Origin of the sequence: Bradyrhizobium sp. UBA2491 (assembly GCF_002341725.1) — a bacterium.
Taxonomy (GTDB): domain Bacteria; phylum Pseudomonadota; class Alphaproteobacteria; order Rhizobiales; family Xanthobacteraceae; genus Bradyrhizobium.
Genome location: NZ_DDOP01000044.1, coordinates 80657 through 105115, shown reverse-complemented (window position 1 = coordinate 105115; position 24459 = coordinate 80657). Strand labels below are relative to the sequence as shown.

Annotated in this window: 22 protein-coding genes; 8 read left to right on the top strand and 14 right to left on the bottom strand. The window is 66.0% G+C overall.

Annotation, left to right across the window (positions count from 1 at the left end; all coding sequences use genetic code 11):
• Window positions 1-88: 88 nt before the first annotated feature.
• Window positions 89-2461, top strand: a complete 2373-nt coding sequence (locus B2W55_RS14985) for a xanthine dehydrogenase family protein molybdopterin-binding subunit (RefSeq protein ID WP_024582125.1) — start codon at window positions 89-91, stop codon at window positions 2459-2461.
• A gap of 165 nt (window positions 2462-2626) precedes the next feature.
• On the opposite strand, the gene B2W55_RS14980 is transcribed toward B2W55_RS14985, so the two are convergent.
• Window positions 2627-3430 carry a MaoC/PaaZ C-terminal domain-containing protein gene (locus B2W55_RS14980; RefSeq protein WP_024582126.1) on the bottom strand — a complete coding sequence of 268 codons (804 nt, stop codon included), beginning with the start codon at window positions 3428-3430 and terminating at the stop codon, window positions 2627-2629.
• Window positions 3431-3565: 135 nt separating this feature from the next.
• Here B2W55_RS14980 and B2W55_RS14975 point away from each other — a divergent pair, with 135 nt between their 5' ends.
• From B2W55_RS14975 to B2W55_RS14965, 3 genes are all read left to right on the top strand, one after another.
• The gene (locus B2W55_RS14975) at window positions 3566-4066 is read left to right on the top strand and encodes a YaiI/YqxD family protein (protein WP_024582127.1); all 501 of its coding nucleotides are present in this window, start codon (window positions 3566-3568) and stop codon (window positions 4064-4066) included.
• 4 nt (window positions 4067-4070) lie between these two features.
• The gene (locus B2W55_RS14970; protein ID WP_024582128.1) at window positions 4071-5888 is read left to right on the top strand and encodes an ABC-F family ATP-binding cassette domain-containing protein; all 1818 of its coding nucleotides are present in this window, start codon (window positions 4071-4073) and stop codon (window positions 5886-5888) included.
• A gap of 112 nt (window positions 5889-6000) precedes the next feature.
• A complete protein-coding gene (locus B2W55_RS14965) occupies window positions 6001-7080 on the top strand; it encodes a D-TA family PLP-dependent enzyme (protein WP_024582129.1) in 1080 nt (359 codons plus the stop codon).
• Between the two features lie 97 nt (window positions 7081-7177).
• Here B2W55_RS14965 and B2W55_RS14960 read toward each other — a convergent pair whose 3' ends face one another.
• The gene (locus B2W55_RS14960; protein ID WP_024582130.1) at window positions 7178-8080 is read right to left on the bottom strand and encodes a LysR family transcriptional regulator; all 903 of its coding nucleotides are present in this window, start codon (window positions 8078-8080) and stop codon (window positions 7178-7180) included.
• 93 nt (window positions 8081-8173) lie between these two features.
• On the opposite strand from B2W55_RS14960, the gene B2W55_RS14955 reads away from it, so the two are divergent.
• On the top strand, window positions 8174-9391 hold the full coding sequence (locus B2W55_RS14955; RefSeq protein WP_024582131.1) for an MFS transporter: 1218 nt from the start codon (window positions 8174-8176) through the stop codon (window positions 9389-9391).
• Between the two features lie 91 nt (window positions 9392-9482).
• Here B2W55_RS14955 and B2W55_RS14950 read toward each other — a convergent pair whose 3' ends face one another.
• From B2W55_RS14950 to B2W55_RS14910, 9 genes are all read right to left on the bottom strand, one after another.
• On the bottom strand, window positions 9483-10703 hold the full coding sequence (locus tag B2W55_RS14950; protein ID WP_080891138.1) for an NAD(P)/FAD-dependent oxidoreductase: 1221 nt from the start codon (window positions 10701-10703) through the stop codon (window positions 9483-9485).
• 2 nt (window positions 10704-10705) lie between these two features.
• Complete coding sequence (locus tag B2W55_RS14945) at window positions 10706-11623, bottom strand: SDR family NAD(P)-dependent oxidoreductase (RefSeq protein WP_024582133.1); 918 nt, start codon at window positions 11621-11623, stop codon at window positions 10706-10708.
• Window positions 11624-11936: 313 nt separating this feature from the next.
• The gene (locus B2W55_RS14940; RefSeq protein WP_244442232.1) at window positions 11937-12083 is read right to left on the bottom strand and encodes a hypothetical protein; all 147 of its coding nucleotides are present in this window, start codon (window positions 12081-12083) and stop codon (window positions 11937-11939) included.
• Between the two features lie 142 nt (window positions 12084-12225).
• A complete protein-coding gene (locus B2W55_RS14935) occupies window positions 12226-12705 on the bottom strand; it encodes a MaoC family dehydratase (RefSeq protein ID WP_024582135.1) in 480 nt (159 codons plus the stop codon).
• Between the two features lie 11 nt (window positions 12706-12716).
• Window positions 12717-14441, bottom strand: a complete 1725-nt coding sequence (locus B2W55_RS14930) for an AMP-binding protein (protein WP_024582136.1) — start codon at window positions 14439-14441, stop codon at window positions 12717-12719.
• 132 nt (window positions 14442-14573) lie between these two features.
• On the bottom strand, window positions 14574-15461 hold the full coding sequence (gene mmsB, locus B2W55_RS14925; RefSeq protein WP_024582137.1) for a 3-hydroxyisobutyrate dehydrogenase: 888 nt from the start codon (window positions 15459-15461) through the stop codon (window positions 14574-14576).
• A gap of 25 nt (window positions 15462-15486) precedes the next feature.
• On the bottom strand, window positions 15487-16569 hold the full coding sequence (locus B2W55_RS14920; protein ID WP_024582138.1) for an enoyl-CoA hydratase/isomerase family protein: 1083 nt from the start codon (window positions 16567-16569) through the stop codon (window positions 15487-15489).
• The gene (locus B2W55_RS14915; RefSeq protein ID WP_024582139.1) at window positions 16566-17711 is read right to left on the bottom strand and encodes an isobutyryl-CoA dehydrogenase; all 1146 of its coding nucleotides are present in this window, start codon (window positions 17709-17711) and stop codon (window positions 16566-16568) included. Before B2W55_RS14915 ends, B2W55_RS14920 begins: the two co-directional genes overlap by 4 nt.
• 120 nt (window positions 17712-17831) lie before the next feature.
• The gene (locus B2W55_RS14910) at window positions 17832-19328 is read right to left on the bottom strand and encodes a CoA-acylating methylmalonate-semialdehyde dehydrogenase (protein WP_024582140.1); all 1497 of its coding nucleotides are present in this window, start codon (window positions 19326-19328) and stop codon (window positions 17832-17834) included.
• Between the two features lie 119 nt (window positions 19329-19447).
• Here B2W55_RS14910 and B2W55_RS14905 point away from each other — a divergent pair, with 119 nt between their 5' ends.
• Complete coding sequence (locus tag B2W55_RS14905; RefSeq protein ID WP_024582141.1) at window positions 19448-20362, top strand: LysR family transcriptional regulator; 915 nt, start codon at window positions 19448-19450, stop codon at window positions 20360-20362.
• A 36-nt stretch (window positions 20363-20398) separates the two neighbouring features.
• Here B2W55_RS14905 and B2W55_RS14900 read toward each other — a convergent pair whose 3' ends face one another.
• Window positions 20399-21010, bottom strand: a complete 612-nt coding sequence (locus B2W55_RS14900; protein WP_024582142.1) for a TetR/AcrR family transcriptional regulator — start codon at window positions 21008-21010, stop codon at window positions 20399-20401.
• Between the two features lie 60 nt (window positions 21011-21070).
• On the bottom strand, window positions 21071-21610 hold the full coding sequence (locus B2W55_RS14895; RefSeq protein WP_024582143.1) for a PaaI family thioesterase: 540 nt from the start codon (window positions 21608-21610) through the stop codon (window positions 21071-21073).
• 132 nt (window positions 21611-21742) lie between these two features.
• On the opposite strand from B2W55_RS14895, the gene B2W55_RS14890 reads away from it, so the two are divergent.
• Both B2W55_RS14890 and B2W55_RS14885 read left to right on the top strand, forming a co-directional pair.
• Entirely contained in the window at window positions 21743-22513 is a 771-nt protein-coding gene (locus B2W55_RS14890; RefSeq protein ID WP_024582144.1) for an enoyl-CoA hydratase, read from the top strand.
• Between the two features lie 93 nt (window positions 22514-22606).
• Window positions 22607-23413, top strand: a complete 807-nt coding sequence (locus B2W55_RS14885) for an IclR family transcriptional regulator (RefSeq protein WP_024582145.1) — start codon at window positions 22607-22609, stop codon at window positions 23411-23413.
• An 80-nt stretch (window positions 23414-23493) separates the two neighbouring features.
• On the opposite strand, the gene B2W55_RS14880 is transcribed toward B2W55_RS14885, so the two are convergent.
• A complete protein-coding gene (locus B2W55_RS14880) occupies window positions 23494-24321 on the bottom strand; it encodes an alpha/beta fold hydrolase (protein ID WP_024582146.1) in 828 nt (275 codons plus the stop codon).
• Window positions 24322-24459 lie beyond the last annotated feature (138 nt).

Sequence of the window (24459 nt, the reverse complement as noted above, 5' to 3'; positions counted from 1 at the left end):
AATCGGGCGTTGTCGTTAAGGCGGGTGTGCGTTATCTCCACAGCGCCCCCAAACCCCAGCAAATCCGGGCATTTCAGGTCATTTTCCGATGCAAGATCACACGCCGCCCGCTTCCCTCGACAACGCTATCGCACTGCAAAAATACGGTGTCGGGCAGCCTGTTCGACGAAAGGAGGACGACACCCTGGTGCGCGGCAAGGGCAAATACACCGACGATTTCTCCCTGCCCGGCCAGGCCATCTGCTGGATGGTCCGCTCCTCCCATGCCCATGGAATCATCAAGGGGATCGACACGGCGGCCGCCAAGGCGATGCCGGGCGTGCTCGGCGTCTGGACCGGCGCCGATCTTGAGGCGGTCGGATACAAGCCCTTCACCTGCGGACTGCCGCTGAAGAGCCGCGATGGCTCGCCGCTGCTACAGACCAACCGACCGGCGCTCGCGACCGACAAGGTGCGTTTCGTCGGCGATCCCGTCGCCTTCGTGGTCGCGGAAACCGCGGCGCAGGCCCGCGACGCCGCGGAGGCCGTCGAGGTCGACATCGAGCCGCTGCCGGCGGTGACCGATGCGGCCGAGGCCTCCCAGCCCGGCGCGCCGCAGCTCTATGACAACATCCCGAACAACGTCGCGCTGGACTACCATTACGGCGACGCGGCCAAGATCGACGCGGCATTCGCCGCCGCCGCGCACGTCACCAAGCTCGACATCGTCAACACCCGCGTCGCCGTGGTCTCGATGGAGCCGCGCGTCGCGCTGGCGCATTACGACAAGGCCACCGAACGCTTCACGCTACAGGTGCCGACCCAGGGCGTCTCCGGCAACAAGGCGATCCTGGCGCGGCTGCTCAACGTGCCGGCCGACAAGGTGCGGATCCTGACCGGCAATGTCGGCGGCTCGTTCGGGATGAAGAACCTGAACTATCCCGAATACACCTGCATCGCGCATGCGGCGCGCGAGCTCGGCCGTCCGGTGAAATGGCTGGACGAGCGCTCGACCAGCTTCCTGTCCGACAGCCAGGGTCGCGCGCAGCTGATCCATGCCGAGCTCGCACTTGACGCCGACGGCAAATTCCTCGCGGTGCGGCTGTCCGGCTACGGCAATCTCGGCGCTTACATCACCGGCGTCGCGCCGGGCCCGCTGTCACTCAACACCGGCAAGAACCTCGCCAGCGTCTACCGCACGCCGCTGCTCGGCGTCGACATCAAGACGGTCGTGACCAACACCACGCTGATGGGCGCCTATCGCGGCGCCGGCCGGCCCGAGGCCAATTACTACATGGAGCGGCTGATCGACACCGCCGCCGACGAGATGGGCATCAACCGCTTCACCCTGCGGAAGCGCAATTTCATCAAGCCGTCGCAACTGCCGTTCCCCGCCGCATCCGGCGTCACCTATGACAGCGGCGATTTCGCCGGCGTGTTCCAGAAGGCGCTGGAGATCTCCGACTACGACAACTTCGCCAAGCGCAAGAAGGAGAGCAAAAAGAGCGGCAAGCTGCGCGGCATCGCCGTCGGCTCCTATCTCGAGGTCACCGCGCCACCGTCCGGCGAACTCGGCAAGATCACCTTCGAGCCCGACGGCTCGGTGAAGCTCACCACCGGCACCCTCGATTACGGCCAGGGCCACGCCACGCCGTTCGCGCAGGTGCTGTCCGAGCAGCTCGGCGTTCCCTTCGAGAAGATCACGCTCGAACAGGGCGACAGCGACCTCGTGCGGTTCGGCAACGGCACCGGCGGCTCGCGCTCGATCACGGCGACCGGACAGGCGATCGTCGAGGCCTCGGCACTGGTCGTCGAGAAGGGCAAGAAGGCGGCCGCGCACATGCTGGAGGCGTCCGAGGCCGACATCGAGTTCGGCCAGGGCCGCTTCACCATCGCCGGCACCGACCGCTCGATCGGCATCATGGAGCTCGCCGAGCGGATGCGCACGGGCAAGATGCCGGAGGGCACGCCCGAGACGCTCGACGTCGATCACGCCACCAAGGAGACGGCGTCGACCTTCCCGAACGGCTGCCATGTCGCGGAGGTCGAGATCGATCCCGACACCGGCGTGACGCGGATCGTGCGTTACTCGGCGGTCAATGATTTCGGCACCGTGGTCAACCCGATGATCGTCGCCGGCCAGCTCCATGGCGGCGTCGCGCAGGGCATCGGCCAGGCGCTGATGGAGGAAGTCAGCTACGACGCCTCCGGCCAGCCGATCACCGGCTCGTTCATGGACTACGCACTGCCGCGCGCCGGTGACGTGCCGTCGATGCAGGTCGGCGATCACCCCTCGCCGGCAAAGTCCAATCCGCTCGGCACCAAGGGCTGCGGCGAAGCCGGCTGTGCCGGCAGCCTCGTCTGCATCGTCAACGCCGTGGTCGACGCGCTGTCCGAGTACGGCATCAAGCACATCAACATGCCGCTGACGCCGGAGCGCGTCTGGCGCGCGATCCAGGACGCCAAGGCGAACGCGGCGTAACGGCGCGCCCTGCTCTACCGTCACTCACCGCCGTCATCGCCCGCGAAAGCGGGCGATCCAGTATTCCAGAGACAGCAGTTACTTACTGAGAAGCCGCGGCGTACTGGATCCCCGCTTTCGCGGGGGATGACAGTTGTTGGTGCGGCGAGGTTTTGCCTCCTCCCGCTACGCCGCCGCCTGCTCGCGCGGTTGAACAATCGCGATGTGCCAGCAATGCGCGAGCGGGATGCCGTTGCCGAGCACCAGCGCGTCGAGCTCGACGAAGCGGTGGCCCTTCTTGTCGTAATTGCCGGTGACCTTGGCACGCGCCGTCAGCTCGTCGCCGATCTTGCCGGCCGAAAATAGCTGCATCCTGGTGCCGACATGGATCCAGGGCCCGAGGATCGCATTGTCGACCAGCACCTTGTTCATCACCCGCGGCAGCAGCCCGGGATGGCCGAGGCCTTCACGCAGATAGATCGGGTCGGTCTCCCTGATGTCGGCGAGATACTCCTTGGCTGCGTCGCCCGACCAGTCGCGCGGGATGACGCCGAGCCACTTGCCCTGTTCGTAGGACGACGCACTGACCGGCTTGCGCTCCGCGACAGCGGCCACCTGCCTGTAATCGCCGATATTGACCTTTGGCGTCGAGGCCGGCAGCGACGCAGTACCGGTGGCGCAGAGTTCGCCGCGGCTGAAGAGCTCGATCGAAAGCCCATTGCCGGTCTCCTGGCCGGTCAGCTCCGCGGTCTCGCCGTCATAGACCGGCTTGATGAAGCGCGCCTCGATCAGGCCGCGTTCCAGGAAGTCGCGGCCCCATTTCTCGACCGGCAAGTGCATCATGTAGGCCATCACATCGACGCCGGGCACCAGGCCGCCGGAAAAGCCGAACTTCCGCGCCACCGTGTCGTCGTGGATCTTGTTCTCCGAGAGCTTCGAGGTGTTGTAGGCCGAGACGCGATAGGTCTGCGCTGCCGTCTTCGAATCCATGGGGTTTCCCCTTATTTCGGTTGTTTTTCCCAGGCAATCGTAGTCGAAGCTATCCGCGTGGCAAGCCTCTCGTTTTGCTCGCAATTTTCCGCCCGATGGAGTACACGCAGGCCGCGCCCGCGAACCGTTGAATCGATGACTGAATCCACTGCCCCCACCCGCATCTATGTCGACGCCGACGCCTGTCCGGTGAAGGACGAGATCTACCGCGTCGCGATCCGGCTCGGCGTGCCCGTCAGCGTGGTCGCGGGCAATTTCATCGGCGTCCCGCAGGACCCGCTGATCGAGCGCATCGCCGCCGGTTCCGGCATGGACGCCGCCGACGACTGGATCGCCGAACGCGCCCACGCCGGCGACGTCGTGATCACAGCCGACATTCCCCTGGCGAGCCGCTGCGTCAAGGCCGGCGCCGATGTGATCGCGCCAAATGGAAAACCGTTCACGGAACAGTCGATCGGCATGACGCTGGCGGTACGCAATCTGATGACCGATCTGCGTTCGTCCGGTGAAATCACCGGCGGGCCGAAATCCTATTCGCCGCGCGACCGCTCGACGTTTCTGTCGACGCTCGACCAGACCATCCGCCGCATCCAGCGCCGCCGCGCCGAGCAGGCGACGACGAACCAGCAAAGTTAGCGCGATGGCTCCGCCTCCTCTCATCCAGCTCAAGGACATCAGCCTGACCTTCGGCGGCACGCCACTGCTGTCGGGTGTCGAACTGTCGGTCTCCGCGGGCGAGCGCGTCTGCCTGATCGGCCGCAACGGCTCCGGCAAGTCGACGCTGCTGCGGATCGCCGCAGGCCTGGTCGAGCCCGATGCGGGCAGCCGTTTCGTGCAGCCCGGCGCCACCATCCGCTATCTGCCGCAGGAGCCGGATTTCGGCGAGCACAAGACGACGCTGTCCTATGTCGAGGCCGGCCTCGGCCCCGGCGACGATCACTACCAGGCGCGCTATCTGCTCGAACAGCTCGGCCTGAGCGGCGAGGAAGATCCGGCGCATGTCTCCGGCGGCGAGGCGCGCCGCGCGGCGTTGGCGCGGGTGCTGGCGCCCTCGCCCGACATCCTGCTGCTCGACGAGCCGACCAACCATCTCGACCTGCCGACCATCGAATGGCTCGAAGGCGAACTGGAGAGCCGCCGCTGCGCGCTGGTCCTGATCAGCCATGACCGCCGCTTCCTGACCAACCTGTCGCGCTCGACCGCCTGGCTCGACCGCGGCCAGATCCGCCAGATCGACCGCGGCTTCAGCGCTTTCGAGGCGTGGCGCGACGAGGTGCTGGAGGAAGAGGAGCGCGAGCAGCACAAGCTCGACCGCAAGATCGTCAACGAGGAGCACTGGCTGCGCCACGGCGTCTCCGGCCGCCGCAAGCGCAACGTCAAGCGGCTCGGCAATCTGTTTGCGCTGCGCGACCAGCGCCGCGACTATCGCGGCGTCACCGGCAATGCCACGCTCGCCGCCGCCGAGGCCGAGAAATCCGGGCGCCTGGTGATCGAGGCCAAGAGCATCGCCAAGGCGTTTGGCGAGCGCAAGATCGTCGACGGCTTCTCGACCCGGATCCAGCGCGGCGACCGGCTCGGCATCGTCGGCCCGAACGGCGCCGGCAAGACCACGCTGGTGCATCTGTTGATCGGCAACGATCCGCCCGACTCCGGGACGGTACGGCTCGGCGCCAATATCGAGATGGCGACGCTCGACCAGCACCGCGAGAGCCTCGATCCGAAGCTGACGCTCGCCGAAGCCCTGACCGGCGGCCGCGGCGATCACGTGATGGTCGGCGACAAGTCGAAGCACGTGATCGGCTACATGAAGGACTTCCTGTTCGCGCAGGAGCAGCGCGGCACGCCGCTCGAAGCGCTCTCCGGCGGCGAGCGCGGCCGCCTGATGCTGGCGCGCGCGCTGGCAAAGCCGTCGAACCTGCTCATCCTGGACGAACCGACCAACGACCTCGATCTGGAAACTCTCGACGTGCTCGAGGAGATGCTCGGCGACTATGACGGCACCGTGATCCTGATCAGCCATGACCGCGACTTCCTCGATCGCGTCGTGACATCGGTGATCGTGCCGGAAGGCCAGGGACGCTGGATCGAATATGCCGGCGGCTACTCGGACATGCTGGCGCAGCGCGGCGCCGACGTGAAGCGTGAGACGATCAAGACGGAGATCGTGGCCGAAGAGAAGAAGGAAGCCAGGGCCGCGGTGCCCGCTGCCGCGCCAAAACGCCGGCTGAACTTCAACGAGAAGCACGCGCTGGAGACGTTGCCGAAGACGATCGACAAGCTCCACGCCGAGATCGCAAGGCAACAGAAGCTGCTCGACGATCCCGACCTCTATGCCAAGGATCGCAAGAAATTCGACGCCGCGTCCGCCGCGATCGCCAAGGCGCAGCAAGAACTCGCCGCCGCCGAGGACCGATGGCTCGAGCTCGAAGTGCTGCGCGAAGAGATCGAACAGGCGTGATGTGTAGGATGGGTAGAGCGCAGCGAAACCCATCATGCCGCCATACGGATAAACGCCGATGGGTTTCGCTTCGCTCTACCCATCCTACGAGGCCGGAGAAGAAGGACAGATCATGACCACGCCCCTCGCCGCCAAGATCGCCAAGGACTACGGCACGCCCTGCGCCGTGATCGACATGGACCGGGTCGAGCGCAACATCGCGCGGATCCAGAAGGCCTGCGACGAGGCCGGCATCGCCAACCGGCCGCACATCAAGACCCACAAGAATCCGATGCTGGCGCAGCTTCAGATCAAGGCCGGCGCCAAGGGCATCACCTGCCAGAAGCTCGGCGAGGCCGAGATCATGGCGGAGAGCGGCATCGACGACATCCTGATCAGCTACAACCTGCTCGGCGACGAGAAGATGGCGCGGCTCGGCGCGCTGCAAGGCAAGGCCAACGTCACCGTTGCGGCCGACAATTCGGTGGTGGTCGGCGACCTGCCGAAGGCGGCAACGGCCTCCGGCCGCCCGCTCTCGGTGGTGGTCGAGTGCGACACCGGCCGCAAGCGCGCCGGCGTCGAGACCCCGGCCGAGGCGATCGCGCTGGCGCGCGAGATCGCAGCCTCGAAGGGTCTGCACTTCGCGGGCTTCATGCTGTATCCGACCGAGACCGGCTGGGCAGACGCGCAGAAGTTCTATGACGAGGCGCTGGCCGGCGTGCGCACCCACGGCCTGGATGCGACCATCGTTTCCACCGGCGGCACGCCGAACCTGAAGAACCTCGGCAAACTGAAGGGCGGCACCGAGCATCGTTTCGGCACCTATATCTACAACGACCGCATGCAGGTCGCGGCCGGCAGCGCGACCTGGGACGACTGCGCCCTGCACATCTATTCCACCGTGGTCAGCCGCGCTGGTCCCGAGCGCGGCATCCTCGATGCCGGCTCCAAGACGCTGACCACGGATACCGGCGGCCTCGAAGGCCATGGCCTGATCCTCGAACATCCCGAGGCCAAGATCGCGCGCTTCGCCGAGGAGCACGGCTTCCTCGATCTCTCCCGCAGCAACACCCGCCCCAATGTCGGCGACGTGGTGCGGATCGTGCCCAATCACGTCTGCGTCGTCGTCAACATGATGGACGAAGTCGTGATGGTGCGCGGCGACGAGATCATCGGCGCGTTGCCGGTGACGGCGCGCGGCAAGTTGCGTTAGCCGACACGGTAGGATGGGTAGAGCGCAGCGAAACCCATCATGTTTCCGCAGGCATCAAAGGCGATGGGTTTCGCTACGCTCTACCCATCCTACGCATCTACCCGCGCATGAGCGCCTGCAACTCCTGATCCAGCGCCGAACGAAACACCTCGATCGGCCGCGCCAGGCGGCCGGCGGGCGGACGGTGCACGATCCAGGCGCGCACCGCGGGATTGAAATCCCGGATTCGCACCGTCTTCAGCCGGCTGCGGATCGCACTGCGCCTGACCGCGACCGGCGTCACGACGCCGATGCCCAGCCCGCGCGCGACCAGCGACAACCGCAATTCGCTGTCCAGCGCCTCGACCGCGACGTTGAACGGCAGATGCGCCGCCTCGAAATGCCGCTTCAGGGTCTGGCGGAAGCCGCAGCCATCTTGATTCATCACCCACCCCATCCGGGACAACCATTCGAGGTCGACGGATTTCGGCAGCTTGGTGTCGCGCGCGACGACGAAGACGACGGGCTGTGCGCCGAGATCATCCGCGGCGAGGTCTGCCGGCGGCGTGGTGCCGTCGGGCAGGCAGATCGCGGCAGCGTCGAGTTCATTGCGCGAGACGGCTTCGATCTGGTGCGGCGACAAGCCCGCCACGACCCGCACCACCAGCGCGGGGAATTCGCCACGCACGGCATCGAGCGGCCCCGCCAGGCCTGCCTCCGACAGATAAGGCGTCAGGCCGAGCCTGAACTCGCCGCGCACCACGCCGTCATTGGCGACGCCCGACTTGAGGTCCTCGAGCATCCGCAGCACGCGACGGCCGCGTTCATAGGCCTCATGGCCGGCCGCGGTCGGCCTTAACGGCTTCGACAACCGGTCGAGCAACTGCGCACCGAGCATCTCCTCGAGATTCTGGATCCGCCGCGTCACGCCAGGCTGGGTCAGGTTCAGCCGCGCCGACGCAGCGACGATCGATCCGGTTTCCACCACGGCGACGAATGCCACAAGGTCATGGGTGTTCATAACAAACTCGCATAGTCTGCATCATCTTATTTGAATTGTAGCATATTATCCCGATCCCCTAAAGGGGGCCTCGCCATTCCATCGCGAGGTTCCATGACCATTTCCGAAGCCACGAAAATCTCCCCGGCGCGCACTGCCTCGGTGCGCCCCCTGATCTGGATCGGGGCCATCACGACCGGCACCGTCGTCACCAACCTGTTCGCCCCGCAGATCCTGGTCGGACTGATCAGCCGTTCGCTCGGCATGACCACGCTCCAGGCCGGGCTGATCTCGACATTGACCCTGCTCGGCTACGCGCTCGGGCTGTTGCTGCTGGTGCCGCTGGTCGATCTGGTCGAGAACAAACGGCTGATCCTGCGCACGCTGGCCTGCGCCATCGTGGCCGCGATCGGCACTGCGATGGCGCCAACGCCGGTGATCCTGCTCGCCGCCACCTTCGTGCTGGGCGCGTCGTGCGCCGCGATCCAGATGGTGGTGCCGCTGGTGGCGTCGATGGTCCCGCCGGAGCGCCGGGGACAGGCGATCGGCGACGTCATGAGCGGGTTGATGATCGGCATCCTGCTGTCGCGGCCGGCGGCAAGCGTGATCGCGGACAGCTGGAACTGGCGCGGCTACTACATCACGTCGGCCGTGTTGATGACCGTGCTTGCCGGCGCGTTGGCGCGCTATCTGCCGAGCTTGCAGCCGGCGGCGAAGGCCAGTTACGGCGCGCTGCTGCGGTCGTTTCCAGACCTGTTGCGCGAGGAGCCGGTGCTGCGCGTTCGCTCCTGGACCGCGGCGCTGGTGATGGCGTCGTTCACCGCGTTCTGGGCCGCGGTCGCGCTCCGCCTGCCGGATGCGCCGTTCAGGCTCGACGCCAGGGGCATCGCGCTGTTCGCGCTGATCGGCGTCGCCGGCGCCACAGCGACACCGCTCGCCGGCCGCTGGGGCGACAAGGGCTTCGCGCGGCCGCTGCTGATCGCCGCGCACCTGATGATCATCGGCGCGCTGGCGCTGTGCGCCTGGGCTGGCGTGATGGAATCGCGAGCCACGGCCCTGACGCTGCTGGGCATCGGCGCCGTGCTGCTCGACTTCGGCATCACCACGGATCAGACGCTCGGCCGCCGCGCCGTCAATTTGCTGCGGCCGGAGGCGCGCGGCCGCATCAACGGGCTGTTCGTCGCGCTGTTCTTCATCGGCGGCGCGGTTGGCGCGGCGGCGGCGTCCGCGGCGTGGAGTTTTGGCGGCTGGAGCGCGGTGTGCGTTGTGGCTGCGACTTTCGGCGCACTTGGCTTGATCACCGATCTTGCGACGAGGACTGGTTCGGAGTGAACCACGCTTTGTAGGGTGGGTAGAGCGAAGCGATACCCATCACGTCTCCACGCGGAGCGAAGTTGATGGGTTTCGCTTCGCTCTACCCATCCTACGATTTCCGTGCGAGCCAACTCAAAGCGCCCTTCCCGGCAGCGACGCCGGTCGCGAACGACGCCTGCAACAGATAGCCACCGGTCGGCGCTTCCCAGTCGAGCATCTCACCGGCGGCGAAGACGCCAGGCAGCCGGCGCAGCATGAAGTGCGCGTCGAGCTCATCGAACCTGATGCCGCCGGCGCTCGAGATCGCGCGCGCAATCGGAGCCACGCCGGATAGCTCGATCGGCACCGCGTTGACCAGCGTGGCAAGCTCGGCCGGCGGCAACGTGGCCAGCGATCGGCCGGAGGTGGCCGCCGCCTCCTGCATCAGGCCGATGCCGACCGGCGAGAGCTGCGCCGCCTTGCGCAGGAAGTTGGAGAAGGTCTGCTTGCCCCTCGGCGCCGACAGCCGTGAGACCAGTTCGTCGGGTGCCGCGTCTGGCCGCAGCGCCACCTTGAGCACAGCCCGGCCCTTCGCCAGCACCGCGTCGCGCAGTTCGGCCGACAAGGCGTAGATCGCGCCGCCCTCGATGCCCGTGCGGGTCACGATCGCCTCGCCGCGCACCGTATGCGGGCCGATCGTGAGCGCGACGCCTTTCAGCGGCTGCCCTTCGAACCGGTCGCGGAAAATCTCCGACCAGGCGACGATGAAGCCGGAATTGGCCGGCTTCATCGGCGCCACGGCAACGCCCTTCGCGGCAAGAATGTCCGCCCACGCACCATCGGAGCCGAGCCGCGGCCAGCTGGCACCGCCGAGTGCGAGCACGGTCGCATCCGCACTCACCGCACGCCGGCCGTCAGGTGTCTCGAACAGCACTGCGCCCTGCCCATCCCATCCAACCCAGCGATGCCGGAAGGCGAATCCGACGCCCGCCGCATCGAGCCGCCGCAGCCAGGCGCGCAGCAAGGGCGATGCCTTGAAGGCTTTCGGGAACACACGGCCGCTGGTGCCAACGAATGTCGGCTGCCCCAGCGCATCGCTCCAGGCGCGCAAGGCATCGGGCGGGAATGCCGCGACGGGAGCCTTCAGGCGCGGCATCGCCTCGCGATAGCGCGCAAGGAAATCCGGCAGCGGCTCGGAGTGGGTGAGATTGAGCCCGCCGCGGCCGGCCATCAGCAACTTGCGGCCCGCCGACGGCATCGCGTCGTGGACGATGACCTGTGCACCGCCCGCCGCGAGCACCTCCGCCGCCATCAGGCCGGCGGGACCGGCTCCGATGACGGCGACACGCATGCTCAGAGCTTGATCCCGGCCCGCGCGGCGGCCTGGGCGACGTATTTCTGGGTCTGCTCGAATGCGCCTTGCAGCGCCTGCGCGGTCGACATGTCGCTGATGTCCTTGAAATGCGCGGCGACGCCGTCCGGCGTCCATTCGGACTGCGGCAGGTTGACGCCTTCGGTCTCCAGCACGCGGATCACGGCGAACGAGCCGGCGCCGGCGCCCATGATGGTGCGGGTCGGCGCATCCTCCGAGAGGAGGAATTCCACCGCCGGCGTGATCGCCTCCGGCTTCATCAACTGGAGCGCCTGCGGCGGCAGCAGTTCCTCGGTCATGCGGGTCGCCGCCGTCGGCGAGATGGTGTTGACCTTGATGTTGTTCTTGCGGCCCTCCTCGGCGAGCACGTTCATCAGGCCGACCATGCCGGCCTTCGCCGCGCCGTAATTGGCCTGGCCGAAATTGCCGAACAGGCCGGACGAGGAGGTCGTCAGCACGATGCGGCCATAGTTTCGCTCGCGCATGCCGGCCCACACCGCCTTGCAGCAGTAGAAGGTGCCGGTCAGGTGCACGCCGAGCACCTTGTCCCAGTCGGCGACCTCGAGCTTGGTGAACGACTTGTCGCGCAGGATGCCGGCGTTGGCGCAGAGCAGATCGACACTGCCCCACTCCTTGGTGGCGCGCTCGACCATCGCGGTGACCTGTTCGAAGTTCGAGACGTCGGCGCCGTCAGCCATCGCGGTGCCGCCGGCCTTGCGGATCTCCTCGACCACGGTCTCGGCCGGCGACAGCGAGCCGCCGGTGCCGTCGCGCGCGCCGCCGAAATCGTTGACCACGACCTTGGCGCCGCGGCTGGCCAGCCCCAGCGCATGCGCCCGTCCGAGACCATTGCCCGCGCCAGTGACGATAGCGACGCGTCCGTCAAACCTGATTGCCATGCTTGTCATTCCTGCTCTGACTTCCTTCTCCCCTTGTGGGAGAAGGTGGCGTAGGCGGCCTACGGCCGCCGTCCTTGATATAACGCCGACGCGCAGCGTCGGCTGCGGCGCGCCGGATGAGGGGTCTGTCTCCGCGAGCGCATGTGAGAGTCTTTGCGTGGAGACAGACCCCTCACCCGGCTTCGCGTGCCGCGAAGCCACCCTCTCCCACAAGGGGAGAGGGTGGAAACGCTCGCGATTGGCAGCTTTTGAGCAGCGATGGGTGGCCGGGTCAAGCCCGGCCGGGGGCATCAAGGCCCAGCGCTTGGGCGCGCTAGACGTCGGGGGTCATCGACCCGCAGGGCTTCAGGCTCTTGAGCAGATGCCCGCTCCAGCACTCGTGGTGTTCCTGCGCGTAGCTGATCGAGCCGATCGCAAGCAACGCGACGACGACAAGTCCGGCGACGATGTTCTGCACCATGGCTGCCACTCCCGGGACCGCACCGCCTAAAGGCGACATGATGGACACCGGGAATCAAAGCCGTCAATCCGCTACTTCGACGAAGCGGGCTCGCTCCACCTCTCTCCGCTTGAGGGGAAAGGTGGAGTTACTCAACCATCTCTCAGCTAAAATAGATCAGGCCGAGCCAGTCGGCGACCAGCGCGGGCTTCTCCTCGCCCTCGATCTCGACCGTGACGTTGGTGCGCGACAGCAGCTCCTTCGGCTTGCGCAGCGTGGCTTCGGCGAGCACGAAGCGGCCGCGGACGCGCTTGCCCGAGCGCACCGGCGAGATGAAGCGCAGCTTGTCGAAACCGTAATTGACGCCCATCGCGGTGCCTTCGAGCACCGGCATCACCTCGTAGGACATGATCGACAGCAGCGACATCGTGAGGAAGCCGTGCGCGATCGTGGTGCCGAAGGCGGTCTCCTTCTTGGCGCGCTCGGGATCGACGTGGATGAACTGGTGATCCTCGATCACGTCGGCGTAGGTATTGATGCGCCCCTGATCGAGCACGTGCCACGAGGACACGCCGATCTCCTTGCCAACCATGCCCTGGTAGGTTTCCAGCGACACCGGCGGCTTCTTCCAGACTTCATTCATTGGCTGACCTCCTAACCGGAGGTCCGCACCTTCTGCAGCTCCGGAAACTCTTCCTCGCGGAACTCGGCTCCGCGCAACGCATCTGAGCGATTATCGTCATGTTCGAGCCGGCGCAACTGCACCCGGCGGATTTTTCCGGAGATCGTCTTCGGCAGTTCGGTCACCAGCTCGATCTTGCGGATGCGCTTGAACGGCGCGAGCCGCGTGTGCAGGTGCTGGAAGATCGACAGCGCCGTCTCCGGACTGCGCTCGACACCTGAGACCAGCAGCACATAGGCCTTGGGGATCGCGAGCCGGATCGGGTCCGGGCTCGGCACCACGGCGGCTTCGGCCACTGCATCGTGCTCCAGCAGCACGCTCTCCAGCTCGAACGGCGAGATGCGGTAATCGGATGATTTGAACACGTCGTCGGTGCGGCCGACGAAGGTCAGATAGCCCTCGTCGTCGGTGAACACCACGTCGCCGCTGCGATAGATCTCGCCGTCGGTCCCAATCAGCTTGCCGTCATCGCCCTGATAGCCCTGCATCAGCCCCGCCGGCCGGTTGGCACCGAGCAGCAAGGTCACCTCGCCCTCCTTGGCGGCATGGCCGTCATTGTCGGTGACCTGCACGCGATAGCCGGGCAGCGGCCGGCCCATTGAGCCGACCTTGACCTTCTGGCCCGGCGAGTTGCCGGCCAGCGCCGTGGTCTCGGTCTGGCCGTAGCCGTCGCGGATGGTCAGGCCCCAGGCCGATTTGACCTGGTCGATGATCTCGGGATTGAGCGGTTCGCCGGCGCCGCAGACTTCACGCAGTGAGACCTTGAAGCTCGCGAGGTCTTCCTGGATGAACATCCGCCACACCGTCGGCGGCGCGCACAGCGTGGTGACGCCGCAGCGGCCGATGATCGAGAGCAGCCCCTTGGCCTCGAAGCGCGGCTGGTTGGCGATGAAGATCGTTGCGCCGGCATTCCACGGCGCGAAGAAGCAGCTCCAGGCATGCTTGGCCCAGCCGGGCGACGAAATATTGAGATGGACGTCGCCGGGCTGCAAGCCGATCCAGTACATGGTCGAGAGATGGCCGACCGGATAACTGCGCTGGCTATGCCGCACCAGCTTTGGTTTGGCCGTGGTGCCCGAGGTGAAATAGAGCAGCATCGGGTCGTCGGCGTTGGTCGGGCCGTCTGCCGTGAAGGCATCGGACGCCTTGGTCGCCTGCTCGAACGGCAGCCAGCCGTCCTGCGCCTGCGAGGCGCCAACCACGATGCGGACGAGCTTGTCGCCGCCGAGGCCAGCGAATTTGGCGACCTGATCCTGGGTGGCAACGACTGCCTTGGCCTTGCCGCGGTCGAGCCGATCGCGCAATTCATCCGCGGTCAGCAGCGTGGTCGCGGGAATCACGACGACGCCGAGCTTCATCGCCGCCAGCATGGTCTCCCATAGCGGCACCACATTGCCGAGCAGCAGCAACAGATGATCGCCGCGCTTCAGCCCCTGCGCGCGCAGGAAATTTGCAACCTGGTTGGAGCGGCGCGACAGCTCGGCAAACGTCAGTTTGGTCTCGTTGCCGCTCGCGGCATCGACGATCCACAGCGCCGGACGGTCGCGGCTGTCGGGCGCTGTCGCGAGCTCCGCATCGAACCAGTCCAGCGCCCAGTTGAACGGCGCCGGATCGGGCCAGCGGAAATCCCTCACCGCGGTGTCGTAGTCGGTGCGGTGCTTGAGTAGAAAGGCGCGTGCGTCTTGAAATGTGGTCATCCGGCTTCACCACGTATGCTGACGTCATCCTGAGGAGCCGCGCATTGCGCGCGGCGTCTCGAAGGATGGCCACAGACACCGTCTTTCCGTCCTTCGAGGCTCGCTCCGCTCGCACCTCAGGATGACGGCGATTTACTTCGGGGCAAGAGCCCTAACGTGCTGGATAATCCCGGAAAAGTCGACCCCGCCGTGGCCCGACGTGTCGAAGGTCTTATAGATCTCCTGCGCATGCTGGCCGAGCGGTGTAGCGGCACCGGCGGCCTTGGCGGCGTCCTGGGCCAGCGTCAGATCCTTGAGCATCAGGTTGGTGGCGAAACCGGGCTTGTAGTCGTTGTTTGCCGGCGAGGTCGGCACCGGGCCGGGAACCGGGCAGTAGGTGGTCAGCGACCAGCACTGCCCCGACGAGGTCGAGGCGACGTCGAACAGCGCCTGGTGCGACAGGCCGAGCTTCTCGGCCAGCACAAAGGCTTCGCCGACCGCGATCATGGAAATGCCGAGGATCATGTTGTTGCAGATCTTGGCCGCCTGCCCCGCGCCGCCGGCGCCGCAATGCACGATCTTCTTGCCCATGTTGGCCAGCATCGGTTGGGCCCCCGCGAAGGCGTTCGGCTCACCACCGCACATGAAGGTCAGCGTCGCGCCCTTGGCGCCGCCGGTGCCGCCGGAGACCGGCGCGTCGACCGAGGCCATGCCATGCTTGGCCGCGAGCGCATGCGCCTGCTTGGCGCTTTCGACGTCGATGGTCGAGCAGTCGATGATCAGCGCGCCCTTGCCCATCGCCGGGAGCACCTCGCTCCAGACGCCGAGCACATGCTTGCCGGCCGGCAGCATGGTGATGACGACGTCAGCGCCCTTCACCGCGGCAACGCCGCTCTCGGCGATCGCAGCGCCATCGCTCTTGGCCTGGTCGCGCGAGGCCGCGACCAGATCGAACGCGGTCACCTTGTGGCCGGCCTTGATCAGATTGGCCGCCATCGGCCCGCCCATGTTGCCGAGCCCGATGAATGCGACGTTTGCCATGGAAGATCCTCCGCTTGCGACGTTTCTATTTGCTGTCAGGGAAAGTCAGTTCGTCGGCGCCGATCCCGGCGAAGTAAGGCGCGAGCAGCTCCGGCGTCACGTCCTCGATCCGCGCGGGTGACCATTTCGGATTGCGGTCCTTGTCGATGACAGCGGCGCGCACGCCCTCGCGGAAATCGTCGCTGGCGAACACTTCGAGCGCCGCGCGATATTCGCGCACCAGGCATTCTTCCAGCGTCGCGGTCGCGCGTCCGAGCCGCAGCAGCTTCAGCGTCACCACCATGCCGCGCGGCGATTTCTCGCCGAGCGTCTTCAGCGTGGCCTGCGCCAGCTCCGAGTCGTCGGCCTTCAGCGCGTCGACGATGTCTTCCATCCGCCCGCGCGCGAACCAACCGTCGATCCTGGCCTGCAACGCAGCCACGGGACCTGCCTTCTCGCCGGTCGCAAAGCCCGCGATCAGCCGGTCGATCTCGGACGAGCTCGTCCCCGGCGCAGCCTTGGTCAGCGCCTCCCGCAGTGCCGGCAGCTTTGCGCTCGGCACCACCGCGTCGGCGAACTTCGCATAGATCGCGTCCGGACCATTCATGGTGGTGCCGGTGAGGCCAAAATACGTGCCCAACTCGCCCGGCGTGCGCGACAGCAGATAGGTGCCGCCGACATCGGGGAAGAAGCCGAGCCCGACTTCCGGCATCGCGAGCTTGGTCTTCTCGGTCACGACACGGTGGCGGCCATGCGCCGACAGTCCGACGCCGCCGCCCATCACCAGGCCATCCATGAACGCGACATACGGCTTCGGATACTTCGCGATCCGCGCATTCATGATGTATTCCTGGCGCCAGAACCGCTTGCCGAGGTCTCCCTTTGCCTTCGAGCTTTCCCAGAGCCCGCGAATGTCGCCGCCGGCGCACAGCCCGCGCTCGCCGGCGCCTTCGAGCAGCACCACCGCGATATCAGGATCATGCTCGAACCGGTCGAGCGCGGCGTCGACCCCCTCGGACATCTCCAGACTGAGCGCGTTGATCGCCTTCGGCCGGTTCAGCCTGATGACGCCGAGCGCGCCTTCGCGGCGGACGATCAGATCGCCCTCTGCGGCCGTCACATCGTTCATCGCGCGCCCTCGATCAATTTGCGCGACACGATCAGCCGCATGATTTCATTGGTGCCTTCGAGGATCTGGTGCACGCGCAGATCGCGCACGATCTTCTCGACGCCGTATTCACTGAGATAGCCGTAGCCGCCATGCAGTTGCAGCGCCTGGTTGGCGACCTCGAAGCCGACATCGGTGCCGAAGCGTTTCGCCATCGCACACAGCATCGAGGCGTCCGCATCCTTGCGGTCGAGCGCGGCGGCGGCGCGCCACAGGAAGGTGCGTGCGGCCTCCAGCTCGGTTGCCATGTCGGCGACCTTGAATTGCAGCGCCTGGAATTCGTCGAGCCGCTTTCCGAACGCCTTGCGGTCCTTCATGTAGGCCAGCGCCTTGTCGAGCGCCGCCTGCGCGCCGCCGAGCGAGCACGCCGCGATGTTGAGCCGGCCGCCGTCGAGCCCGGCCATCGCGATCTTGAAGCCGATGCCCTCCTCGCCGAGCCGGTTGTCGACCGGCACGCGCGCATTCTCGAATATCACGGCGCGGGTCGGCTGTGCGTTCCAGCCCATCTTGCGCTCGTTGTTGCCGAACGACACGCCCGGCGTCTTGCCGTCGATCACGATGGTCGAGACGCCGCCGGGGCCGTCGCCGCCGGTGCGCACCATCGCCACCAACAGGTCAGTGCTGCCGGCGCCGGAGATGAACTGCTTCTGGCCGTTGAGCACATAATGATCGCCGTCGCGGACCGCGCGGGTGCGCAAAGCGGCGGCGTCGGAGCCGGCGCCCGGCTCGGTCAGGCAATAGCTCGCGAGCAGCTCCATGGTGCAGAGCTTCGGCAGCCATTTGTGGCGCTGGGTGTCGTTGCCATAAGCATCGATCATCCAGGACGCCATGTTGTGGATCGAGATGAACGACGACACCGTCGGGCACCCCGTCGCCAGCGCCTCGAAGATCAGCGCGGCGTCGAACCGCGTCATCGCCGAGCCGCCGACGTCGTCCTTGATGTAGATGCCGCCGATGCCGAGATTTGCTGCCTCGCGCATCACATCCACCGGAAAGTGCTTCTTTTCGTCCCATTCGAGCGCATGCGGCGCGATCTTCTCGGCCGCAAACGCCCGCGCCATGTCGCGAACCGCGATCTGGTCCTCGTTGAGAGCGAACTGCATTATGGTTTGCTCACTGTTGTCGTCATTGCGAGGAGCGAAGCGACGAAGCAATCCATTCTTCCGTTCCGCGGGGACATGGATTGCGTCGCTGTGCTCGCAATGACGGCCTGGGCTACACCATCACTTCATCGTCGGGATCGAGAACTCCGCGCCGTCCTTGACGCCGGACGGCCAACGCGAGGTCACCGTCTTGGTCTTGGTGTAGAAGCGGATCGAGTCCGGACCGTGCTGGTTGAGGTCACCGAAGCCGGACTTCTTCCAGCCGCCGAAGGTGTAGTAGGCGATCGGCACCGGGATCGGCACGTTGATGCCGACCATGCCGACATTGACCTTGGCCGCGAAGTCGCGCGCCGCGTCGCCGTCGCGGGTGAAGATCGCAACGCCGTTGCCGTAATCGTGCTCCGACGGCAGCGCCAGCGCCTCGTGGTAGTCATGGGCGCGCACCACCGAGAGCACCGGCCCGAAGATCTCTTCCTTGTAGATCCGCATGTCCTTGGTGACGTTGTCGAACAGCGAACCGCCGAGATAGAAGCCCTTCTCGTAGCCCTGCATCTTGAAGCCGCGGCCGTCAACCGCCAGCGTGGCGCCTTCCTTGATGCCGATGTCGATGTAGCTCTTGACCTTCTCGACCGCATCGCGGGTCACCAGCGGGCCGTAATCGGCCGACGGATCGACCGAGGTACCGATCTTGAGCGATTCGACGCGCGGGATCAGCTTCTCCATCAGGCGATCGGCGGTGGTCTTGCCGACCGGGACCGCGACCGACACCGCCATGCAGCGCTCGCCAGCCGAGCCGTAGCCCGCGCCGATCAGCGCATCGACGGTCTGGTCCATGTCGGCGTCAGGCATGATGATGGCGTGGTTCTTGGCACCGCCGAAGCACTGGCAGCGCTTGCCGGTCTGCGCCGCGCGCTCGTAGATGTATTGCGCGATCGGCGTCGAGCCGACGAAGCCGACCGCCTTGATATCGGGATCGTCGAGGATGGCGTCGACCGCCTCCTTGTCGCCGTTGACGACGTTGAGGATGCCGGCCGGCAGGCCCGCTTCGATCATCAGTTCGGCGAGCTTCATCGGTACGCCGGGATCGCGCTCCGACGGCTTGAGGATGAAGGCGTTGCCGCAAGCGATGGCGGGCGCGAACTTCCACATCGGGATCATCGCCGGGAAGTTGAACGGCGTGATGCCGGCGACGACGCCGAGCGCCTGCCGCATCGAGTAGATGTCAATGCCGGGACCCGCGCCCTCGGTGTACTCGCCCTTCATCAGATGCGGGATGCCGCAGGCGAACTCGGCGACCTCGAGGCCGCGCTGGATATCACCCTTGGCGTCGGGCACCGTCTTGCCGTGCTCGCGCGCCAGCAATTCGGCGAGCTTGTCGTAGTCGCGCTGCACCAGCTCGACGAACTTCATCATGACGCGGGCGCGGCGCTGCGGATTGGTGGCAGCCCATTCCGGCTGCGCCGCCTTGGCGTTCTCGACCGCGGCGCGGACTGCGGCCTTGGAGGCCAGCGCGACCTTGGCCTGGACCTCACCGGTCATCGGCTCGAAGACGTCTGCCGTACGGCCCGACGCGCCCTTGACCTCCTTGCCACCAATGAAATGTCCGACTGAGCGCATGGATAACCTCCCTTGGGACCGGAATCGCCGCTCCGCGCGGCGAGATCGCTTTACAAATCCTAATGACCCTGCATTTTATAGGATTCAAGTCCGATAAATTGCACCATAGATGTGCGGAAATGCAGGATCAAGGCGGCGACACGATCGACTGGGACGACTTCCGTTTCGTGCTTGCGATCGTGCGCGGCGGATCGGTGTCGGCTGCCGCCAAGCAGCTCGGCGTCGATCATGCCACAGTGATCCGCCGTGTCGACCGGCTGGAGCGCCACCTCTCCGCAAAACTGTTTGATCGGCGCAAGACCGGCTACCTGCTGACCGAGGCCGGCCAGCGCGTCGCCGACAGCGCCGAGGCGATGGAATCCACCATCGTTGCCAACCAGGAGGCGGTCGGCGGCTCCCGCGCCCATCTCACCGGCACGGTGCGGATCGGCGCGCCCGACGGTTTTGGCAGTCACTTCCTGGCCTCGCGGCTGGTCAAGTTCACCGAGCGGTATCCCGATCTCGATTTACAGCTCGTCGCCACTGCGCGGCTGTTCTCGCTCTCCAAGCGCGAGGCCGACATCGCGATCAGCCTGACCATGCCGAAGGAAGGCCGCATCGTCGGCCGCAAGCTGCTCGACTACACGCTCGGGCTTTATGCCGCACCCCGCTATCTCGCGCAGGCGCCTGCCATTGCATCGCGCGCCGACCTGCCGCGGCATCGCTTCGTCGGTTACATCGAGGAACTGCTGTTCACCCCGGAACTGGACTATCTGCCGCAGGTCTCGCCGAAGATCTCCGCCAAATTCCGCAGCGCCAATCTGATCGCGCAGCTCAACGCCACCATCGCGGGCTTCGGCATCGCCGTGCTGCCGCACTTCATGGCGTCGACACATCCCGAGCTGCAACCGGTGCTGCCTGACGAGGTGCGGATCTCGCGCACCTTCTGGCTGCTGATGCACGCCGACAGCAAGGACCTCGCCCGCATCCGCGCGGTGGCGGATTACATCTACGAGACCGTAGAAGCCGATCGCGCGCTGTTCGGCGGGGTGTAATCTCTCCGTCGTCCCGGCGATGGGGAGATAGGCTGCCTAATTCACCTTCTTCTTCGCCGGCGCCTTCGCCGCGGCGGCTCGTCCCAGCACCGCCTCGCGGCCAGCCGACAGGATCTCGTCAGACATCTCGCCATTGCCGGCGATCCGCGACATCACGATGGTGCCCATCATGGTCGCCAGGGTCGCCATCGCCTGCTTGCGCGCGGCCTTGCGCGGCATGTCCTGGATCTGGTCGGCAATCATCTCGATCATCTGGTCGAGCTTGAGCGCAAATGCCTTGCGGGTCTTCGGGCTCTCGCGGGCGATTTCGGCGCCGAGCGCCGGCACCGCGCAGCCCTGGCCGGGCTCGTCGCGATGCAGCGTTGTCAGGTAGCCGTCCACGATCAAGGCAAGCCGCTTCTCCGGCGGCACCTCGGCCGTGACCTTGCGCCAGCGCTCATTGGCGCGGTCCATGGCGTAGTTGAAGGCCTCGATCACCAGCGCCTCGCGCGAATCGAAATGCGCGTAGAAGCCGCCATGGGTCAGGCCGGCGTCCTTCATCAGGTCGGCGACACCAATGCCATGGGCGCCCTTCTCGCGCAGCCGCGTCGCGGCCTTCTTCACGATCCGCGCGTGGGTCTCCTGCTTGTGTTCTTTCGAATAGCGCATGCCGGTCTCATGGAATGTTTCTAATCATACAATAGCAGATTTGCGCTGGAAATGCTGTAGTTATTTCGGGTTGGGTTCCCCGCCGAGCATCGAAAATGTCGCAGTCGCGTGCACCGCAAGATTGCCCTTGCCGTCGCGGACGAAGCCCTCGGTGTAGCTGGTCTGGCGACCGAGCTTGATTACCCTGCCCTCCGCCGCGATGGTTCCCGAGCGCACCGACAGCGGACGCAGATAGGTCAGCTTGAGGTCCAGGGTGACGGAGGTCCGCCCGGCCGACAGCACGGTCGAGATCGCGCAGCCCATCGCGGTGTCCAGAAGTGCAGCAGCGGTCGCGCCGTGCAGCAGGCCGATGGTGTTCTCGAGGCTCTCATGCGGATCGAGTTCCATCACGATCCGCCCCTCGTCGACGACGGCCATGCGGAATCCGATCAGTTTCGCCATTGGCGGCGGCGGCAGGCGGCCGTCACGGATCGCGCGCATCGCCTCGATCCCGGACATCGGCATGGCCGCCGCGGCGACCGGTCCCGGCGCCTGCCATTCCACCACGCGCACTCGCTTGAGATCGGACGAGTGAAGATCAATGGTTTCGGCGGCGGTCATGACAGCTCCATTTATATGATGATTATAATTCTATAGATCCGGACCGCGCGACGCAACCACAACCCAGCGCCTTGACAAGGACCCGCTTTGTCCGGGACATGGCGCGATCAATTCCTGCGCCGGGACTTTTCCATGGACATGCTCAATCCCCACTGCGGCATCGCCCGCGACTCTAGAGGCGTCGTCCGCCTCACCATCTGCAACGCCGGCAAGCTGAATATCGTCAGCTCGGCTGTGACCAATGGGGTGCGCGAAGGCTTTGAGCATCTGGCCGCCGACCGCAGCATCCGCGCGGTGATCCTGGCCGGCGAAAGCGAGCGCAGCATGATCGGCGGCGCCGACATCAAGGAGATGGCAACGCTCGATCAGACATCCGCGGAAGCCTTCATCAGCCGCCTGCGCGACCTCTGCGAGGCCGTCCGCAAATTCCCGGCGCCCGTGATTGCGCGCCTGCCCGGCTGGTGCCTCGGTGGCGGCCTCGAGGTCGCGGCCGCCTGCGACGTCCGCGTCGCGGCGCATGATGCGATGTTCGGCATGCCCGAGGTGCGCGTCGGCATCCCCTCGGTGATCCACGCCGCACTGCTGCCGCGCCTGATCGGCTGGGGCCGCGCCCGCTGGCTGATGATGACCGCTGAAAATATCGACGCCCCGACCGCGCTCGCCTGGGGCCTGGTCGATGCCGTGGCAAAACCCGGCGGCCTCGATGACGCCGTCGAGCACACCGTAAAAGCGCTGCTGGAATGCGGCCCCGAAGCACTGCGCATCCAGAAGGATCTGCTGCGGCAATGGGAAGAACTGCCGCTGACCGAATCGGTGAACCTCAGTGTCGGTGTGTTCGGAAAGTCATTCCAGACCGGCGAGCCGCAGCGGTTGTTGCAGGGATTCCTGGATCGGAAGCGATAGCCGGACTCCCCGGCACGAAATCTTGTGGCCGCAGCCGGGAGCGCATAGAACTGACGGGATGCGAAGCCGCAAATCGCGCTCCAGGACGCATCGATGATCAGGAAAGGCGACGACGGAGCTTCGGAAAGGCCGGGAACGCCGACGCTTCAGACCGTCGAACGCGCATTCACCTTCCTGGAGCACGTCGCCGCAAGCAGCGATCCACCGACGGTTCAGCAGGTCGCACAAGCCCTGAGGCTGAACATCACGACCTGCTACCATCTGATGCGGACGCTGGTTGCGCGCGGCTATCTGACCAGGCTGAGCAATGGCACGCTGGTCGTCGGCAACTCGATCGGGCCTTTGTACCGCGCCTATCGCTCAAGGCTGAACGAAACGCAGGAACTCTACGAGATCGTCCGCCAACTGGCCGAGAAGACGTCCGAGACGGCTTTCTTTTCCGCACCCGACGGCGACTCCGTGGTCCTGAAGATCCTGGTCGAGGGCAGCTTGCAGTCGCTCAGGGTCGGCGGTCTGTTCGTGGGTGTCACCGGCAACGAGCATCTGCGAGCATCCAGCCGCGCGATCCTTCCTTATCTCGAGCCGGCGCACCGCGATCGCATCGTCAAGAAGTGCTTTCGCGGCTTCACCGAAGAAGGCCGAGCGCGAGCGGCAAAGGGTTTGTCGGCCGCCATGGACGCAACGCGCCAGCGCGGCTGGGCCCTGGACGCCGAGGAGTCGCAGGTTGACGTCACCGGCGTGGCCGTTCCGATTTTCGACGACCGTCAGAATATCTACGGAGCGCTGGGCATCGTCGTGCCGACGACGCGCTGGAAACCTGCGCAGCGCGCGTTGGTCGATGCCGTGTCGAAGGCCGGCGATCGGGCCATCGAGCTCCTGACCTACGCCAAGATCGCCTGATAAGGGCCACGCGTCACGTGAGCCCGCGCGCGAGACCCGTCGGCGTGCCGCGAATGCCGCGCACCGACGGCAGTGCGCGCTCAGGCGGCTTGCCGGCTGGCAAGGAAATCCAGGATTCTCGGGACCACCTGGTCCGGCGCTTCCAGCATCGGGCTGTGGCCGATCTTCTCCAGCCGCACCAGCCGCGCGTTCGGCAGCCCCGCCACGACCTCGTCGGCCCATTCCGGCGGACGCGGCATATCCTCGGTGCCGGAGAACACCAGGGTCGGCGCCTGGATCTGCGGCAGCAAATTGACGGCGCTCTTTCGGTACAGCACGCCGCGGATCGCCGGCCAGAGCGACAGCGTGCCGGCTTCCATCCTGGCCCGCCAGTGATCGAGCACCGCGCGCTTCGACGCGCTGTTCCGCGAAGTCTCGCCGAACATCACGGCCATCAGCGTTTCGAGATTCTCGCCCTTGAAGCCGCCATCCCTCGTGGAAGCCTCCATCCAGGACTCGGCCCACGCCAATTGCTCAGGGGGCTCCCCCCGTGCCGATGACCCGAGCATCGTCAACGACGCCACCAGATCCGGGCGCTTGGCGGCTACGCGAAGCGCGACATCTCCGCCCATCGATTGCGCCACCACATGCACGGATGGCAGCCCGAGCTCGGCGATCAGCGCCTCGATATCCTCGGCACAAGCCTCCATCGTCACCGTCTCGTCGGTGCTCGGCGCACTCAGTCCCTGGCCACGGAAGTCGGGGCAAATCACCCGATAGCGTCCGCGCGCAGCGGCGACCAGGTCCGCGAACATCGTGCGGTCGAGCCACAGCGAATGCAGGCAGAGCACGGCTGGCAAATTGCTCTCACCGGTATCGTCGATCCAGAGGATGGTGTCGCGAATTCGAAGTCCGGTTGTCCGGCTCATGGTGTTCCTCCTGTGCAGGGAGCACGTGCCGTGCCCCCAACGCCTTTGCGCGTTTTTCTGTCGTTGGCCTCGCGAGAGTAGGAAGCAAGCGCGCCTCATGTCAATATTTGAATATAATTTCAAATATTGAAATTCATA